At 69.0% G+C, this 17,305-nt stretch carries 11 protein-coding genes; 8 read left to right on the forward strand and 3 right to left on the reverse strand.

Features of this window, described 5'->3' with window-relative positions; genetic code table 11:
* Positions 1-311: 311 nt before the first annotated feature.
* Positions 312-1,775, reverse strand: coding sequence for a glutamate-cysteine ligase family protein (locus tag AC0NZN_RS09375; RefSeq protein ID WP_474592027.1), 1,464 nt, complete (start codon positions 1,773-1,775; stop codon positions 312-314).
* Positions 1,776-2,004: 229 nt separating this feature from the next.
* On the opposite strand from AC0NZN_RS09375, the gene AC0NZN_RS09380 reads away from it, so the two are divergent.
* Genes AC0NZN_RS09380 through AC0NZN_RS09390 form a run of 3 tightly spaced genes read left to right on the forward strand, consistent with a single transcriptional unit; the run spans position 2,005 to position 10,566 of the window.
* Positions 2,005-9,171 carry a DUF7507 domain-containing protein gene (locus AC0NZN_RS09380; RefSeq protein WP_474592028.1) on the forward strand — a complete coding sequence of 2,389 codons (7,167 nt, stop codon included), beginning with the start codon at positions 2,005-2,007 and terminating at the stop codon, positions 9,169-9,171.
* Positions 9,172-9,190: 19 nt separating this feature from the next.
* Positions 9,191-10,093, forward strand: coding sequence for a L,D-transpeptidase (locus AC0NZN_RS09385; RefSeq protein WP_474592029.1), 903 nt, complete (start codon positions 9,191-9,193; stop codon positions 10,091-10,093).
* A 32-nt stretch (positions 10,094-10,125) separates the two neighbouring features.
* The gene (locus AC0NZN_RS09390; protein ID WP_474592030.1) at positions 10,126-10,566 is read left to right on the forward strand and encodes a hypothetical protein; all 441 of its coding nucleotides are present in this window, start codon (positions 10,126-10,128) and stop codon (positions 10,564-10,566) included.
* A gap of 94 nt (positions 10,567-10,660) precedes the next feature.
* Here AC0NZN_RS09390 and AC0NZN_RS09395 read toward each other — a convergent pair whose 3' ends face one another.
* Positions 10,661-11,728, reverse strand: a complete 1,068-nt coding sequence (locus AC0NZN_RS09395) for a magnesium and cobalt transport protein CorA (protein ID WP_474592031.1) — start codon at positions 11,726-11,728, stop codon at positions 10,661-10,663.
* A gap of 149 nt (positions 11,729-11,877) precedes the next feature.
* Between AC0NZN_RS09395 and AC0NZN_RS09400 the strand changes: the two genes are divergently transcribed.
* The 4 genes from AC0NZN_RS09400 (at position 11,878) to AC0NZN_RS09415 (ending at position 15,202) form a co-directional block, all read left to right on the forward strand.
* On the forward strand, positions 11,878-12,486 hold the full coding sequence (locus tag AC0NZN_RS09400; protein ID WP_474592032.1) for a DUF1214 domain-containing protein: 609 nt from the start codon (positions 11,878-11,880) through the stop codon (positions 12,484-12,486).
* Entirely contained in the window at positions 12,483-13,139 is a 657-nt protein-coding gene (locus tag AC0NZN_RS09405) for a DUF1254 domain-containing protein (RefSeq protein ID WP_474592033.1), read from the forward strand. Before AC0NZN_RS09400 ends, AC0NZN_RS09405 begins: the two co-directional genes overlap by 4 nt.
* Before the next feature lie 63 nt (positions 13,140-13,202).
* Complete coding sequence (locus AC0NZN_RS09410; RefSeq protein WP_474592034.1) at positions 13,203-13,577, forward strand: hypothetical protein; 375 nt, start codon at positions 13,203-13,205, stop codon at positions 13,575-13,577.
* Between the two features lie 56 nt (positions 13,578-13,633).
* Positions 13,634-15,202: an SLC13 family permease gene (locus AC0NZN_RS09415; RefSeq protein WP_474592035.1), complete on the forward strand. Its 1,569-nt coding sequence runs from the start codon at positions 13,634-13,636 to the stop codon at positions 15,200-15,202.
* A 52-nt stretch (positions 15,203-15,254) separates the two neighbouring features.
* Here the strand turns inward: AC0NZN_RS09415 and AC0NZN_RS09420 are convergent, their stop codons facing one another.
* Positions 15,255-16,034, reverse strand: a complete 780-nt coding sequence (locus tag AC0NZN_RS09420) for a FadR/GntR family transcriptional regulator (protein ID WP_474592036.1) — start codon at positions 16,032-16,034, stop codon at positions 15,255-15,257.
* Positions 16,035-16,168: 134 nt separating this feature from the next.
* Between AC0NZN_RS09420 and AC0NZN_RS09425 the strand changes: the two genes are divergently transcribed.
* On the forward strand, positions 16,169-17,278 hold the full coding sequence (locus AC0NZN_RS09425; protein WP_474592037.1) for an enolase C-terminal domain-like protein: 1,110 nt from the start codon (positions 16,169-16,171) through the stop codon (positions 17,276-17,278).
* Positions 17,279-17,305: the final 27 nt, after the last annotated feature.

Consider the following 17,305-nt stretch of genomic DNA (forward strand, 5'->3'; position numbering starts at 1 on the left):
AATATCGAAAGGCCTGCTTCACATATAGGGTGCCGCCAACGCCCCCTCTGTGCCTGTGATCCATCGCCCGTTGGCACGTTCAAATGTCCCCCAAAAAGGGGACGCGGCGGCCTCCGGCGATTACGTATGCTGACTGCGTCGCTTTGCGTTGTAGCTGTCCCCAGCAGCGCCAAAGCCCGTCGTCTACGACTGGCTCCGATGCAGGCGGCAAGGACCCCTCACGACTTCCCCAGAGCCGTGCAGGGGTCCCTCATTTCCTGGCCGAGCCGAGCACAGCGGTCGACGATCGCGCTGGGCCGGGCGGGTGCCGGTCAGTCCCACGTGTGCACGGGCCGGTTCGTGTGCATCGCCTCGCAGTACTCGAGGAGTGTGGCGCGCAGGGCGTCGTAGCGGTCCATCCGCGCGCGCCCATGCATCCTGGTCGTGAACCAAGTCGAGCCTGTCACCCCGGTCAGGCATCTCCCCTCGATGATGCCGAGCAGGCGATCGCACACGGCCTCATCGACGCCCCAGGCGCGGAGCCCCTCGTGCGCCATCGGCAGGAGGCGGCGCAGCACCAGCTCGGTCGCAGGCACCTGGCCCACGCCGGGCCAGTACAGCTGCGCGTCGATGCCGTCGCGCGCCGCGGTGTGGAAGTTCTCCTCCGCGGCCCGGAACGACAGCTGCGACCAGAGCGGGCGATCGTCCTCGGCGATCCTGCGCACGAGCCCGAAGTAGAACGCGGCATTGGCCATGATGTCGACGACCGTCGGGCCCGCAGCGAGCAGCCGATTCTCGACGCGCAGGTGCGGCACGCCCCCGGCGACGGCGTAGATCGGCCGGTTCCAGCGGTAGATCGTCCCGTTGTGCAGGCGCAGTTCGTACAGCGAGGGGATGCCGCCCGCATCCAGAACGCTCATCGGGTCCTCGTCGTGGACGATGGGCAGGAGCGCCGGGAAATATCGGACGTTCTCCTCGAAGAGGTCGAACACCGAGGTGATCCAGCGCTCCCCGAACCAGACGCGGGGCCGAACGCCTTGCGCCTTCAACTCCTCGCTGCGCGTGTCGGTGGCCTGCTCGAACAGCGGGATGCGCGTCTCGCGCCAGAGCTCGCGGCCCAGGAGGTAGGGCGAGTTGGCCGACACCGCGACCTGCGCCCCCGCGATCGACTGCGAGGCGTTCCAGTAGGCCGCGAACGCGTCGGGCGAGGTCTGCACGTGCAGCTGGGTGCTGGTGCACGCGGCCTCCGGCAGGATCGACTCGGCCGTCGTGCGCAGCTGCTCGGGTCCGCGGATGGAGATCGCGATGTCCTCACCGCGCGCATTGAGGACCTGCTCGTTCAGCAGCCGGTAGCGCGGGTTGGCGCTGATGCTGTCCGGGCGCAGATGCCCCTCGGCGAGGGTGGGCAGGATGCCGATCGTCACGAGGTGCGCGCCGATCGCCGACGACCGCTCCTCGGCGTTGTTGAGGCTGCGCCGCAGGCCCTCCTCGAAGGTCGTCAGACCGCCCTCGCGCAGCCGGGCCGGGGGCACGTTGATCTCGATGTTGAACTGCCCGAGCTCGGTCTGGAACGCGGCATCCGCGATCGCCTCGAGCGCCTGCGCATTCCGCAGCGCCGGGTCGCCCGCGGCGTCGATCAGGTTCAGCTCGACTTCGAGCCCCGTGAACGGATCGTCGGTGTCGAAGTGCGCCTCGCGCAGCATCCTCGCGAACACGTCCAGATTCCGCCTGACCTTCTCGCGATGTCGCGTGCGGTCGGCGCGGGTGAACTCCTGTGCTGGGACGTCCTCGCCCATGACCGCACTCTAATGGGCCGGGATTCGGGCCGCACCCGCCAGAGCGCATCAATCTTGGCGACCAATCCGTCCGGCATGCGGATCCGCGATCCGGGGCGTGTCACCAGCCGGTCGGCGAGCACCCCACTTGCCACGCCGCGAAAGGGCGCGATAGCTTTCACAGAGAACTGTCAGGCTGACTGATGGCGGTTCCGCGGAACTCCGGGGGGAGTTCCCGGAGGGGAATCACGTGCGGTTCACACGTCGTCATGCCGATGTCTCGAGCGGTCTGCTGGCATCAGCCGCGCTCGTCCTCGCAGTGCTGGCTGTCCCTCTCGCCGCGGCCGAGCCCGCGCTGGCCACGGTTCCCGGCTCGCCCGGCACGCCTCAGGCGGGCACACAGGTCTATCTCGAGGACTTCGCAAACGGCCACACGGCGACGCAGACCGTGCCGATCACCTCGTATGTCGGAGGCCCTCCCGCCCAGAATGTCGGCTACACCGCCGACCCGTTCTGGGCGAACAACGGTCTGTGCAACGGGTTCGTTCTGACGGCCCAGGCACCTTTCAATCCCGCGTGCGGTTCGGTCGGCGTCTGGGGGCGTCTGACCGGGATGGTGCAGGCGCTGGCGCGGTTCAACGGAGCGACGCCGGCTCAGGAACTGAGTGCGTCCGCGCTCTCGGAGATGACAGGCGGTGGGGTCAACCCCAACGCCCCGGTGATGCTGCGGACGCTGTCCAACAACATTCCCATGGAGAAGGGCCACTTCTATCAGATCGTCGCGCAATTCGCCGCGGTCGCCTATACACGTCAGGTAGGCCCGAACTGCGACACCCTGGGCGGCGTGCCGTCCGATCCGAGCCTGACCTTCTCGCTCTTGAACCTGGCCACGAAGATTCCTCTTGCGAGCGGCCTGGATCCGTGCACGGCCCCCGACGCGCAGCTCATCACCGTGGCCTCGTCCGACTTCCCGCTCGTCGTGGCGAACCTCACGACGCCCGCGTTGAAATGGGCGGACGCGAATCCCGCCGGCATGGTCCTGGAGAACACCCGCATCGCCGCTGCGAACGGGAATGACGCGGCATTCTCGAATCCTCAGGTGCTGGATGTCACGCCGCAGCTGGACAAGGCGTTCTCTCCCGCATCGATTGCCGCTGGCCAGTTCTCGACGTTGACGTTCACGGTCACGAACACGAGTGAGTTGGCTGCGAAGAACGGGTTCGGATTCAGGGATGACCTGCCGACCGGGCTGACGGCGGTCGGGGTGAACTCGACGACGTGTGCAGGAGCTGCGGTGGCGGCGAACGCGGGGAGCAGCTCCGTCGTGGTGACAGGCGGGTCTCTCACAGCGGGGCTGACCTCCTGCACCGTTTCTGTGCGCGTCACAGCGTCGGCGCCGGGCTCGTATGTCAACGGGCCGGGCAATTTCCCCGCCGGCGTCGCCGGGTTGGACGGGGTGAACGCTCCCGGTTCGGCCACGTTGACGGTAGCCGAGCCTGCGTCGTTGGTGATCGCCAAGCGCTCGTCGACGGAGGCGATCAGCACCGTCGGTCAGGTGGTGACGTACAAGTTCGTCGTGACCAACCGCGGATCGACCACGCTGACCGGTGTGGGGGTGTCGGATGTGCAGGCACCGCCGGCCACGCAGGCGAACTTCTCCGGGCTGATCTGCGCCGTGACCACACTCGCCGCGGGCGATTCGACGACCTGTGTCGGGTCGTACACGGTGACGCAGGCGGACCTGGATCACGGGAGCCTGTCGGACACGGCGACCGCCAGCGGAACAGGGCCAGGCGGAGCCGCGGTCACCTCGCCGCCGTCGTCGTTGACCATCGAGACCTCCAGCCCCGACGTCAGTGTGGTGAAGTCCTCGACCGTGTCGCAGGCCACCGCTGTGGGACAGCAGATCCCGTATGCATTCGCGGTCACGAACACCGGGAATGTGACGCTGTTCGGGGTGTCCGTGGCGGATACCCAGCAGCCGCCGGCCTCGCAGGGGAACATGTCCGCGGTCTCGTGCCCGCAATCGGTGTTGGCGCCGGGGCAGAACGAGACGTGCACGGGCACCTACACGGTGACGGCGGCAGACCTCTCCAACGGATCGATCAATGACACGGCCACCGCGTCGGGCACCCCCGAGATCGGGGGGCCGGTGAGCTCGGTGCCCTCGACGTTGAGCATCCCGGCTGTTCCCCCTGGTGCGCTGACGATCGTGAAGTCGACGACCACGGCTGCCATCACCACGATCGGGCAGCAGGTGCCGTACACCTTCCAGGTGACCAACAACTCTGCGGTCACGGTCACGAGCGTCGCGGTATCGGATGTTCAGCAGCCCCCTGCTGTGCAGGCGAACTACACCGCGGGCTCGTGCCTTGCGACCTCGTTGGCTCCCGGCGCATCCACGACGTGCACGGGCACCTACACGGTCTCCCGCGTCGACCTCACCGCCGGTCACGTGACGGACACCGCCACAGCCACGGGCCGGGATCCGTCGAACAACCCGGTCCAGTCGGCGCCGTCGACCCTCAGGGTGAATACTGCGATATCGGCGTTGACGGTGGTGAAGACGACGACGGCGGTGTCGGTGACGGCGGTGGGCCAGCAGGTGCCGTACTCGTTCACCGTGACGAACACGGGCAATCAGACGCTGACCGCCGTGCAGGTGAACGACACGCAGGTGGGCCCGGCGCTCCAGGCCGGCATGTCGGCAGTGACGTGTCAGGCGTTGACCAACCCCGCGGGTGCATGCTCGGGTGCGAACACCACGCTGCTCGCCGGCCAGGTCGCGACGTTCACGGGCACGTACACGGTCACGCAGGCGGACTTGACCAACGGGTCGGTCAACGACTTCGCAGTGGCGGCGGGGACCGGTCCGGCGAATGCGAGCGTGACGTCACCGCAGTCGTCGTCGACGGTCAACGCATCGACGACACCGCTGTCGATGGTGAAGTCGGTGACCGAGGACGCATTCCGCACGATCGGCCAGGCCGTGCACTACACGTTCCTGGTGACGAACAATTCATCGACGACCTATCACGGCATCCAGATCCAGGACACGCAGGTGCCGCCGGCCACGCAGGGCAATCTGTCGAATGTGTCGTGCGCCACGACGACCCTCACGGCAGGGGAGTCGACGACATGTGCGGCCACGTATACGGTCACGGCGGCCGACATCACGAACGGCACATTGAGTGATTTCGCGACCGCCACCGGGCTGGATGTGGCGAACAACGCGGTCACGACCGGCCGGTCGAGTGCAATCGTCCCGGCCCAGCAGAGCGCTGCGCTGGACGTGACGAAGTCGTCGACCACGACGCTCATCACCGCGGTGGGGCAGCAGGTGCCGTACACGTTCACGGTGCACAACTCGGGAAACGTGACGGTCACGGGCGTGCAGGTCGCAGACACGCAGACCCCGCCCGCGTCGCAGGCGGCAATGACCGCTGTTCAGTGCCCGACGGGGTCTCTGGATCCGGACGCGAGCTTCGTGTGCACGGGCACGTACACGGTGACCCAGGCCGATCTCACCCATGGCTCGATCCGTGACACCGCCGTCGCCAGCGCGACGGCACCCGGCGGCCCCGTCTCGTCGCCGCAGGCGGTGCTCACGATCACCGCGAACCCGGCCCTCACGATCCAGAAGGCGTCGACGACGACGGAGATCACGACGATCGGGCAGCTGGTGCCGTACACGTTCACGGTGACGAACATCCGTCAGAGCACCGTCACGAACGTGCAGGTCACGGACACGCAGCTCGCGCCCGCTTCGCAGGGCGCGATGTCGGCGATCACCTGTGATGCGACGACGCTGGCGGCAGGTGCATCCACCACATGTCACGGCACGTATCGGGTGACGGCGACGGACATCGCGAACGGCTCGGTCAGCGACACGGCGACCGCGTCGGGGACGGATGCGAGCGGACTGCCGCTTCCGCCGTCGGTCCCGTCGGGCACGACGATCGCGACGGTGCCGACACCGGAGTTGACGGTGGAGAAGTCGTCGAGCACATCGGTGATCACGGCGGTGGGGCAGTCGGTGACCTATCGGTTCGTGGTCACGAACTCGGGCAATACGCTGCTGGGCGATATCGGGGTGACCGATACGGTGACGCCGCCGGCCTCCCAGGCGAATCTGTCGCCGATGTCGTGCCCGTATCCGACGCTCGATCCGGGTGCGTCGGAGACGTGCACGGCGACGTACACGGTGACGCAGGCCGATGTCGACAACGGGTCGGTGGCCGACTCCGCCGTGGCGACGGGCACGGGGCCGGGTAACGCAGTGGTGCTGTCGGCGCCGAGCGTGCTCAGCATCCCCGCTCCCGCTCCGGCCGCATTGCCGACGTTGTCGATCGTGAAGAGCTCGACGCTGCCGGGTGTCGTCACGTTGAACCAGCAGGTGCCGTACACGTTCGTGGTGACGAACAATGGGGCGACGCCGGTGACGGGGGTGTCGGTGCAGGACACCCAGCTGCCTCCGGCCGTGCAGGCGAACCTGTCCAGTGTGTTGTGTCAGGCACTCACCAGCCCGCTGGGCGCGTGTTCTGGAACGAGCGTGACGCTTGCTCCAGGCCAGTCCGCACGGTTCACGGCCACCTACACGACGACGCAGCCCGACTTCGATCATGGGCGGGTCGATGACAGCGCGATCGCGGTCGGCACGAGCGGGGGCACGCAGGTGAGTTCCTCGCCGTCGGCGTGGTCGATCCCGGTGGATCCGCTCCTGCCGGTGCTGACGCTGACGAAGTCGTCGTCGGCGACCGTCGTGACGGCCGTCGGGCAGCAGGTGCCGTATACGTTCCGGGTGACCAACACGGGGAACCAGACCCTCAGCGCCATCACCGTCACCGACACCGTGACCGCGCCGTCGATCCAGTCCAACCTGTCGGCGATCGTCTGCCCGCCGGGTACCCTCGCGCCCGGCGCGTTCGTGGACTGCACGGCGACGTACAAGACGACCGGGGCGGACGTGAACTCGCCGGCTGTGGCCGATGTCGCGGTCGCCCAGGCGACGACTCCTGCGAATCGCGTGATGGATTCGACCGCGAGCCGTCTGTCCATCCCGACGGTCGCCAACCCGTCGTTCACCCTGGCGAAGGCATCGACGACGACCTCGGTGACTGCCGCGGGTCAGCAGGTTCCGTACACGTTCACGGTGACGAACACGGGCAACGTGACGCTGACGGGCGTCTCGGTGACCGACACCGTGGCGGTGCCCGCGAACCTGACCCCGGTGACCTGCCAGGCCCTGTCGAACCCCGTCGACACGTGCTCGGGCACCTCGGTGTCGCTCGCGGCGGGGCAGGTGGCCACCTTCGTCGCGACCTACACGACGACACAGACGGAGGTGGATGCCGGCACCGTGGACGACTCTGCGGTCGCCCACGGCACGCCTGTGGGAGCTGCGTCGCCGATCGTCGCGTCATCCTCGGTCGTGATCCCCGTGGCGCGGACCGGTGCCGTGGCGATCGCGAAGTCGTCGACCACGGCTACGATCAACCAGATCGGGCAGGTGGTGCCGTACACGTTCACCGTCACGAACACGGGGAACGTGACGCTGGACACGATCTCGGTGACCGACACGGTGCTCCCGCCCTCGAATCCGGCGAACCTGAGTCCGGTGGTGTGCCCGCAGGGCCCCCTCGCCCCGGGCGCGCAGGCCCAATGCACCGCGACCTACACCGTCACGGCCGCCGACCTCAACGGCGGCGGGACGCTGCAGGACCAGGCCACGGCCGTCGTCACCGGGCCGGGGAACCCGATCACCCCGGCCACCTCCCGCGTCTTCGGCATCCCGATCACCCAGGACGCGCGTCTCACCGTGGTCAAGACGTCGACGACGAGCACGGTGACGACAGCGGGCCAGGTGGTGCCGTACACGTTCACCGTCACCAACGACGGGAACGTGACGCTGAAGGACGTGTCCGTGACGGACACGGTGAACCCGCCCTCGGATCCGGCGAACCTGTCGCCGATCACGTGCCAGCAGCTGTCGAACCCGGCCGCCTCCTGCTCGGGGACGAGCGTTCCCCTGCTCGCGGCGGGCCAGGTCGCCACGTTCGCCGCGACGTATACAGTCACGCAGCGCGAGGTGGACCTGGGGGGACCGGTCAGCGACACCGCCGCGCCCGCCGGCACCGGCCCGGGGGGCCAGCCCGCGGAGATCCTAAACAGCGCGTGGACGATCCCCGTGACGCAGGCCGGTTCCCTCACCGTCAACAAGAGCAGCACGACGTTCTCGGTGGATGCCGCGGGCCAGGTCGTGCCGTACACCTTCACCGTGAAGAACACCGGCAATGTCACACTGTCCGGGGTCTCGGTCACGGACACGGTGACGTCGCCTTCGGACCCTGCGAACCTGTCGCCCGTGACATGTGTCGGGCTGACTGATCCGGTGGGGACCTGCTCCGGCGCAACGACCGACCTTGCTCCGGGTCAGAGCGCGAGCTTCACCGCCACCTACATGACGACCCCGGCCGACATGGACAACGGCTGGGTGCGGGACTCGGCCACGGTGAACGGCACGACACCGCTCGCCGCGCCCGTCACGGGGACGGGCGTCCTCGCAATCCCGGCTCCCGCGAAGCCCGGGTTGGAGATCGTGAAGTCGACGACCACCACGTCGGTGACGACTGCGGGCCAGCAGATCCCCTACACGTTCACGGTGACCAACACCGGCAACGTCACGATCAGGGGGGTCGCGGTGACCGACACCGTGGGCTCCCCGTCCGACCCGGCGCACCTGTCCGGCGTCACGTGCGTCGCCCTGTCGAACCCGGTCGCAGCCTGCTCCGGCACGAGCGTGAGCCTCGCGATGGGCCAGGTGGCGACGTTCACCGCCACCTACACCGTCACCCAGGCCGACCTGGACAACGGGTCCGTGAACGACTTCGCGACCGCCGCAGGAATCAGCGTCGCGGACCAGCCCGTGTCAGCCGCGCGAAGCACCGCCTCCGTCGCCGTGACCCAAGGTCCCCACCTTGCGATCTCGAAGAGCTCGTCATCGGCGGTCGTGACCCGCGTCGGGCAGGAAATCCTCTACAGGTTCACCGTCACGAACGACGGCAACGTGACGCTGTCCGCGGTCTCGGTCGCCGACGTGGTGGCCGCCCCCTCCGATCCGGCCAACCTGTCGGCCATCACCTGCGTCTCGCTGTCGAGTCCGGCGGCGAGCTGCACGGGCACCTCCGTGACACTCGCGCCCGGTCAGGTCGCGACGTTCACCGCGACATACACGACCACCGCAGCCGACATCGACCACGGCACCCTGGTCGACAGTGCGACAGCATCCGGCCTGCCACCCAAGACCAGCGTCGACCCAGAGCCGAAGCCCATCCTGACCCGCCAGCCCGCAGGGCTCACCATCCCCGTCTCGATCCCTCCGGACCCACCGACACAGCTGCCCGTCGTCTCCGGCTGAGACGGGAGACAATGACCGGGTGACCTCACCATCGACTCCACCCCCGGCGCGCCGATCGCGTCGGGGCATCGCCTGGGCCGTCCTCCTCGTGGGCGTCGTGGCGCTGGTCGCGATCGTGGCGATGGTCGTCCTCGCTCCCGGGGGTGCGAAGACGACCGCACGACCGACACCGACTCCGAGCGCGCCCGCGGCTGCCGCCGCCGTGACCGTGCCGAGCGCGGCCGCGGTCGCTGCGCTTCCTGCGGTGCGCTACGACGCCGTGATCGGCGGTCTGATGCCGTTCACGGGCGCGGTGAAGACCGTGGCCGGCCGGTACGCGCTCGATCGGGATGCCGCGATCTACGGCGCGGACCGCCGCACCCCGGTCGCCCGATTTCCTGCGAAGGACTTCCTCGAGGAGCCGTCGACCGTGGTCGTGGTGCGCTCCGAAGGCGACTGGGACCTCGTGCTGACGCCGGCGCGGATCAGCCTGCCGTCCGCCTCCGGCGGCTCGGCGCCCGCACAGAGCGCGGGGTGGGTCCGCGCATCCGATCTGCATCGCGTCGCGAACATCGACGCTCGGGTCGTCATCAGCGTGGGTGCGCAGACCTTGACGATCTCCCGCCCCGGCGCACCGGATGCCACCTTCCGTGTGGGCGTCGGCACGCCGTCGACCCCGACCCCCACCGATGTGACCGGGTACCTCCAGCAGCGGTATCTGGACGCGAGCCAGGGGGAATCCGTCTATCCGATTCAGCTGACCTCCCTCCACGCGACGACGAAGGACGAGCCCTACGGCGGATCCGACGGCGGGCTCATCGGCATCCATTTCAACCCCGCCAATTCGGGCGCCGTATCGCACGGATGCGTCCGCCTGACGCGGGAGGCCATCGAAGCCGTCAACCGGCTGCCGCTCGGCACGCCGGTCACGATCGTGAGCTGAGCACCCGCACAGGGCATCCTGGAGGGATGAGAATGACGCGCACCCGGTCGGCGACGGTCCTCGGCGGGTTCCTGCTCGCCACCGCACTCCTCGCCGGCTGCACCAGCACGGCGGGTCCGACCCCGACGCCGAGCGGTTCGGCGTCCGACGTGAACGGGCTGCCGAAGGGCGTCCAGCAGGCGACCGAGGTGCCGACCGACGTCGTCAACTCCCCGAACCTGCGCGCGAACGTCGAGATCACCGAGTGCAGCGCGACAGACGGCGGCTGGAAGGCCGAGGGGACGGCGAAGAACCCCGGAGATGCGGCGAAGACCTACACGATCACCGTCTTCTTCACGACCGACCATGGCACGGTGATCGGCACAGGCGACACGAAGTTCAAGGTCGAGCCGGGCAAGACCGAGGACTGGACGGTGGCGGCCAAGCTCACCCCGGCGCCGAAGACGGTCTGCGTGCTCCGCGGCGTCGGCTGATCCTCGCGGGCGGGTGACGGCCGCGGGATCGTCGACCCCGCTGGCCGGCATCCACATCCTCGGGCGGCGCCATTGTCGGTCGGGCCGGTGCTGCTCAACGGCGCGACGGCGCTGCCTCCACCGGACGATCAGCGGGTCTGGCGGGGTTCAGCTCCGTCTTCGCCCGCTGCTCGTCGCGACGGGTGTCCCTTCGCAGCCACCACAGCAGCAGGCCGAGGGGGATGAGAAGCCCGCCGATGCCCCAGACGAGGAACGGCACGGGGCCGGTCATCCGGTCGACGAGCCACGAGAAGTTCTGGCCGAAGAACCCGGTGATGAACGTCAGGGGCAGGAACACGGTGGCGAGCACCGTCAGCCGCTCCATCGTCGCGTTCTGCCGCACCCCGACCCGCGTCTGCTCCACGGAGATCACCGAGAGGTTCGCCTCGAGTACCGTCCCGAGCAGGTCGCGCTGGGCGGCCACCTCCTCGTTGATCAGCGTGAGATGGTCCTGCACGTCGCGCAGGTACGGCTGCAGCACGTCCTGTCCCGTCGCGCGCTCGGCGGTCGCGACGACGGCGAGCAGCGGATGCACGGCCCGGTAGAAGTCGGTCGCCTCCCGGCGGAGGGAGTAGATCCGCTCCGTCGGCGCCGCACTGCCGGAGAAGACCGTGGCCTCGATCTCGTCGATGTCGTGCTCGAGGCCGGCGACGACGGGCGCATACCCGTCCACGACCTGGTCGAGGATCGCCCACAGCGCCGCCGATGTCCCGGCGGCGAGGAGCTCGGGACGCTGCTCGAGGCGCAGACGCGCCTCGTGCAGCTCACTGGCGACCCCCTGCCGGACCGTGATCACGAAGGTGGGCGCGAGGAAGACGCTGATCTCCCCGAAGTCCACCTCCTCGGCCTCGTCGTCGTAGCGCGCCGTGCGCAGGATGACGAGCCGCACGCCCTGGTCGTAGTTCTCGAGCTTCGGCCTCATGTGGAAGGTCTGCGCATCCTCCACGGCCAGCTCATGGAGGTCGAACGTCTCCCGCACCTGCGCCAGCTCGGCGGGATCCGGCTCGAACAGGCCGAGCCACACGAAGCCGCCCTGCCTGCAGAGATCCGCGGCCTGCTCGAGAGGCACGGGGCCTTGGCCCTGCCTCCGGCCGTCCACGTAGTGCGCGCAATCGATGATCATCACTGCCCCCTCACCTGAGGTGTTCGGCCGGGCGACCGCTGCCCGGACCTCATTATGGCCTCGCGAGCTGTCGGCGAAGCCCCATCCTCAGCGAGGCGTGAAAGAGGGCACGTCCCGTGTGCGCGTCGCGCCGGTGTAGCGTCCGGGATGTGGCAGGAATCATCGGCTGGATCGTCCACTCCGGCGTTGTGCAGGGAGCCATCATCGGCGCTACTCTGGCGTTCCTGACGGCGATCGTCGTCATGAATCTCGTGCTCCGGCGGATCACCCGGACCGTCGACGGCTGGGCATCCATCCCGGTCTGCGGTCGCCCCGAGAACGGCGTCCTCGTCCGGGCCGCGTGCGCGAAGGCGCTGCCTGTCGTCAATCTCTTCGAGGAGGCCGCGTACTGGACGACGACGAGGGATGCCGCCGGCCATCGGCTGGACGGCACCAAGACGTACGTTCTGCGCTTCCCTGCGGGACAGCTGCCGCCGAACAACGCGTTCTGGTCGCTCACGGCGACGGACGCCGTCGGGTACATGGTGGCCGGCCCGACCGACCGCCACAGCGTCGATGACCGCTCGGGCCTTCGGGCGAACGCGGACGGCTCCGTCGAGGTGGTGCTCACGGCGACGCCGCCCTCGGGGCGCGAGCAGAACTGGCTCCCGATCCCGAACGGGCGCTTCAAGCTCATGCTTCGCGCCTACCTCCCCGGTCCGGCGGTCATCGACGGCGCCTATCGCGTGCCGCCGGTGCGGGAGGCGACCCTCGCGTGAACCGGCTGATCCTGAAGTACGGGTATCCGATCACGGCCGTCATCCTGCTGATCTTCGTGTGGGTGATCGCGCAACGGGCGAGCGGTGGATGGGCGGCCCTGGCGCCGCTCGTCATCGCCGCCGTCATCGTATGGGCGGTCGGCGCTCCGGCGTTCATCTGGCTCTGGCCGCGCATCACGGTGGCCGGCTTCCGGCGGGCCATCGTCCGCCGCGGCCTCGGTGGCGGTCCGATCCCGGTCAACACGCTGTATGCCGAGCCGAGCAGGTCGTCGGCATCCGCGTCGACCGGCAGCCTCATGGGCACCGGCACCGACGACGTGCTCTACATCGCCGGCTGGTTCGAGCTGGGGGAGCGGCCCGTGGTCGTGCACGTCCCGGACATGTCGGGCCGCTACTACAGCCTGCAGTTCACCGATCCGTCGAGCAGCGCGACCTTCGCCTACATCGGCACCCGGGCGACGGGGAGCGCCGCCGGCGACTTCGTGATCAGCGCCGCGGGATGGGGCGGCGAGGTGCCGAGCGGCATGGCCCGCATCCAGGCGCCGGGCCGGGCAGCTCTCGTGATCGGCCGGGTGTTCGTCGCGGACGCCGGCGACCAGCCGGCCGCGTACGCGCTCGCCCAGCAGATCACGGCGGCACCCCTGGGGTCGTAGACACTGCGGGTGTACATTCGTCCCATACCTAGAGCTTCTAGGTATGGAGCGGGAGGGGATGCCATGACGGATTCGCGTGTGCGGACCTCGCGGTCGAGTTGGGCGGCCGCCATCGTGATCGTCATCGCCGTCGGCCTGTTCCTCGGATGGCTCTGCGCCCGCGTCGTCTTCGTCGGCAGCTGGTGGGCGCTGCTGCCCTGGGCGATCGCCGGGCTGCTGATCGGCTGGTTCTCGCCGGGGTGGCTGTTCGCCTGCGTCGCCGGCGCGGTGTACGGCGCCGTCCTGTCGGAGACCTTCCTCATCGCGGGCTACGAGGGGAGCGCGCCCCTTGGGTCGGTGATCCTGTTCTTCGCCGTGCTCGGGCTCGTCGGCGCGCTGTGCGGCGTCGTCAGTGCGCTGGCCGGTCACGGCATCCATCGGCTCTTCACCAGGAGGTAGGGCCCGGCGCACTCCCGCTCCGCCGCGGCGGGGAACGGGTGGCTACGCTGGGCCGCGTGGACCCCGTCGTCGCAACGCTGCTGATCCTGGGGCTGGCGATCGTCGCCTTCGTGAGCAATCGCGTGCCCCTCGCCGTCGTGGCCGTCGGGGTCTCGCTCGCACTGTTCTTCACCGGGGTGCTCACGCTTCAACAGGCGCTCGCGGGATTCGGCGATCCGACGGTGATCTTCATCGCGGCGCTCTTCGTCGTCAGCGAATCGCTGGATGCGTCGGGTGTGACGGTGTGGGTGGCGCAGAAGGTGATCGGACGCGCGGGAACCGGCCGGGTCGCGCTCCTCGTCGCGATCTCGCTGCTGGTCGCGGTCACGACCGCTCTCATCACGGTGAACGCCTCTGTGGCGGCGCTCCTGCCTCTGGTGGTGGTCGTGGCGGCGCGCGCCGGCATCCCGTCGTCCCAGCTGCTCATCCCGCTCGCCTTCGCCGCGCACGCGGGATCGCTGCTGGCGCTGACCGGGACGCCTGTGAACATCATCGTCTCGGAGATCGCAGCCGAGAGCGGCGGTCATGCCTTCGGGTTCTTCGAGTTCGCGCTCGCGGGCGCCCCGCTGCTCATCGGAACCGTCGTCATCCTGCTGCTCTTCGGCAAGCACCTGCTGCCCGATCGCGCTGGAGCGCTCATGCCGACCGATCTCGCGCGGCACGCCCGGATGCTCCGCCAGCAGTACTCGCTGAGCATTGACACCGGAGCGCTGCTCGGCCCCGCGAGCGGGGTGACGGAGGTGCTGGTCGCACCACGGTCTCCGCTCATCGGCCAGCGTCTGTGCGCCGGGATGTCCACGCCGAGCGGCGACCTCGTCGTCCTCGCCGCACGGCGCGGCGACGACCTGCTGAAAGGCCAGCACTTCCGCGTCCAGGCAGGCGACGCGCTGCTGCTGCAGGGCAGCTGGGACGACCTCGCGCGCCAGGCCGACGGGCCGGCCGTTCTCGCGGTCGATCCGCCCGCGTCACTGCGCCGAGCCGTCCCCCTGGGGCGCGGCGCGAAGCGCTCGATCATCGTCCTCGCCGGGATGGTCGTGCTGCTCGCGACCGGACTCGTCCCTCCGGCGGTCGCCGCGCTCCTCGCCGCCGGCGCCTTGATCCTCACGCGCGCGGTCTCGCTGACCCAGGCCTACCACTCGATCTCCTGGACGACCGTCATCCTCATCGCCGGCATGATCCCGCTGTCGACGGCGTTCCTTCAGACCGGCACGTCCGAGCTCGTGGCCGGCTGGCTGCTGTCCTTCCTCGGCACGGGCGGCCCGTATGTCGCGCTGCTGGCGCTCTGCCTCCTGACGGTCGTCCTCGGCCAGCTGATCAGCAACGTCGCGACCGTGCTCGTCGTCGCCCCGATCGCGGTGTCGATGGCCGCCGACCTGCACCTCTCGGTGCAGCCGTTCATGATGGCGCTCGCGGTCGCGGGAGCGGCGGCGTTCCTCACGCCGATCGCGACACCGGCGAACCTCATGGTGATGGAGCCGGGAGGCTACCGATTCGGCGACTACTGGAAGCTCGGGCTGCCGCTGGTCGCCCTCTACCTCGCCGTGGCTGTGCTGTATGTGCCGCTCGTGTGGCCCTTCCAGCCCTGAGCGCTTGCCTCGCCCGCGCTGCCCGGGGCGCGCGATGCAGCCGACCGGACTCTCAGTGCGACTCAGGCAGGCGCCATGTCCACATCTCGCGAACGTGCCGTGTGACGGCATCCATCGCATCGTCGGTGCGTCCGTCCTTCAGAGCGCGGTAGATCTCCCAGTGCTGACGATTCGCCACGTCGTACATGGCTCGCGGCTGCCGGGCGAGGCGCTCCGGGGGAGGCATCTCCTCGAGCAGCAGTCTCACGAGGCTCGACTTGAGCTCGTTCCCGGAGCGGTCCCGATACGTCTGGTGGAATGCGAGGTCCGCTCGCCCCAGCTCGATGTAGTCCGTCGCGACGTCCATCACGTGCAACTGCTCCGCCATCACCGCGAAGTCCGCATCGGTGAGCTTCGGAGCTGCTTCGGCGATCAGCGCACGCTCGAGCTCGGCGCGCAGTTCAGTCGCATCGTCGAGGAGCCGATCGCCGGTGTCATAGACCAGGGCGAAGCGGAGCACCCGCGGATCGAGCATGCTCCACCGTGCGCGCTCGCGCACGATCGTCCCATCGCCCTGGCGGATGGTGACCAGTCCCGCCGACTCCAGTGTCTTGACCGCCTCGCGGACGACCGGACGGCTCACCTCGAACTCGTCGATGAGCAGAGGCTCGGGGGGCATCTGGGTGCCCACCGGATATTCGCCGGAGACGATTCGGCGGAGCAGCTCCTCCGCGATCGACGTGCTGAGCCGGCGCGGAGGGCGCGATCGCGCGGCTCGGGGGGCATCCACGCCGGCGCGGGCGACGCCCTGCGCCGCCTCGGGTCCCGTCGGAGCGGTTTGCGGCTCGGTCATCATTCACACCCCTCGGGCTGTCGCCGTCTTGTGTCGAGAATAGTAGCTTGCGGCGTAAAGGTCAAACGTGTAACGTCTGCCCAATCACGACACAGATGTCGCGAAAGCAGAGTCTCCGAAGGAGTGGAACCCGAGTGAAGATCACCCATGTCGAGGTGTCGACGGTGAGCGTTCCGAGTCCGTCCCCATCGTTCAAGTGGCGCGGTGGGCTGCCGGGCAGCGGATCGGGCGGGGAGCGCGCGGTGTTGCGCATCGGCACCGACTCCGGAGCGTCGGGCGTGGCGTTCGCCGGGCGTCCCGGCAGCGCTGTCGTCGTGCGCGACCTCGTCGACCGGGTCTGGCGGGACATGCTCGTGGGACAGGACCCCCTCCAGCGTGAGCTGCTGTACCACGCGATGTGGGAGATGGACCGGATCGAGGAGTTCGCTCTGCCCTACTTCGGACTCGTGGATCTCGCCCTGTGGGATCTCGCGGCCCGTTCCGCGGAGATGCCGCTCTGGCAGCTTCTCGGCGGGGCGCGGACGAAGATCCCGGTCTACGCGTCGACGACGACCTTCGATACGACGGACGAGTTCCTCTCGGTGGCGGACCGTGCGGTCGAGCTCGGCTACCCGGCGATCAAACTGCACGCGTGGGGCGATGCTCGCCGGGACGCTGCCCTGTGTCGCGCGCTTCGCGCCCACGTGGGCCCCGATGTCCCGCTCATGTACGACGGGTCCGCAGGCTTCGATCTCCCCGATGCGATCTCCCTGGGCCACGCGCTCGCGGATGCCGGCTACCTCTGGTACGAGGAGCCGATGCGCGAGTTCTCCCTGTCCGCATATGCCGAGCTCGCCCGCGCCGTCCGGGTGCCGCTGCTGTCCGCGGAGACATCGGATGGGTCGTTCATGAACTCCGCGGACTTCATCAAGGCCGGTGCCGCGACCTTCGGCGTCCGGATCTCCGCGGAGCTGCGGGGCGGGATCACCGGGGCGTTGCGCACGGCTCACGTCGCCGAGGCGTTCCGTGTCCGAGCGGAGCCGCATGGCATGGGTGAACCCGAGCGCCACCTGTGCATGGCGATCCAGAACGCGAGCTACTTCGAGGTCCTCGTCACCCACCCCGGATTCGAGCGGTGGGACGGTGTCGACACCCAGGGGAACCTGCATGCGCCCGTCGGACCGGGCGTCTCCCTTCCGCGCGGACTCGAATATTCGCCGGAGCTCCAGCAGTACGTCAACCCGTCACCTGTCGTCGAGAGCTAGACCCGAGACTCCGTCTCATCCGAACAC

It is taken from the genome of Microbacterium sp. sgz311019, assembly GCF_056135325.1.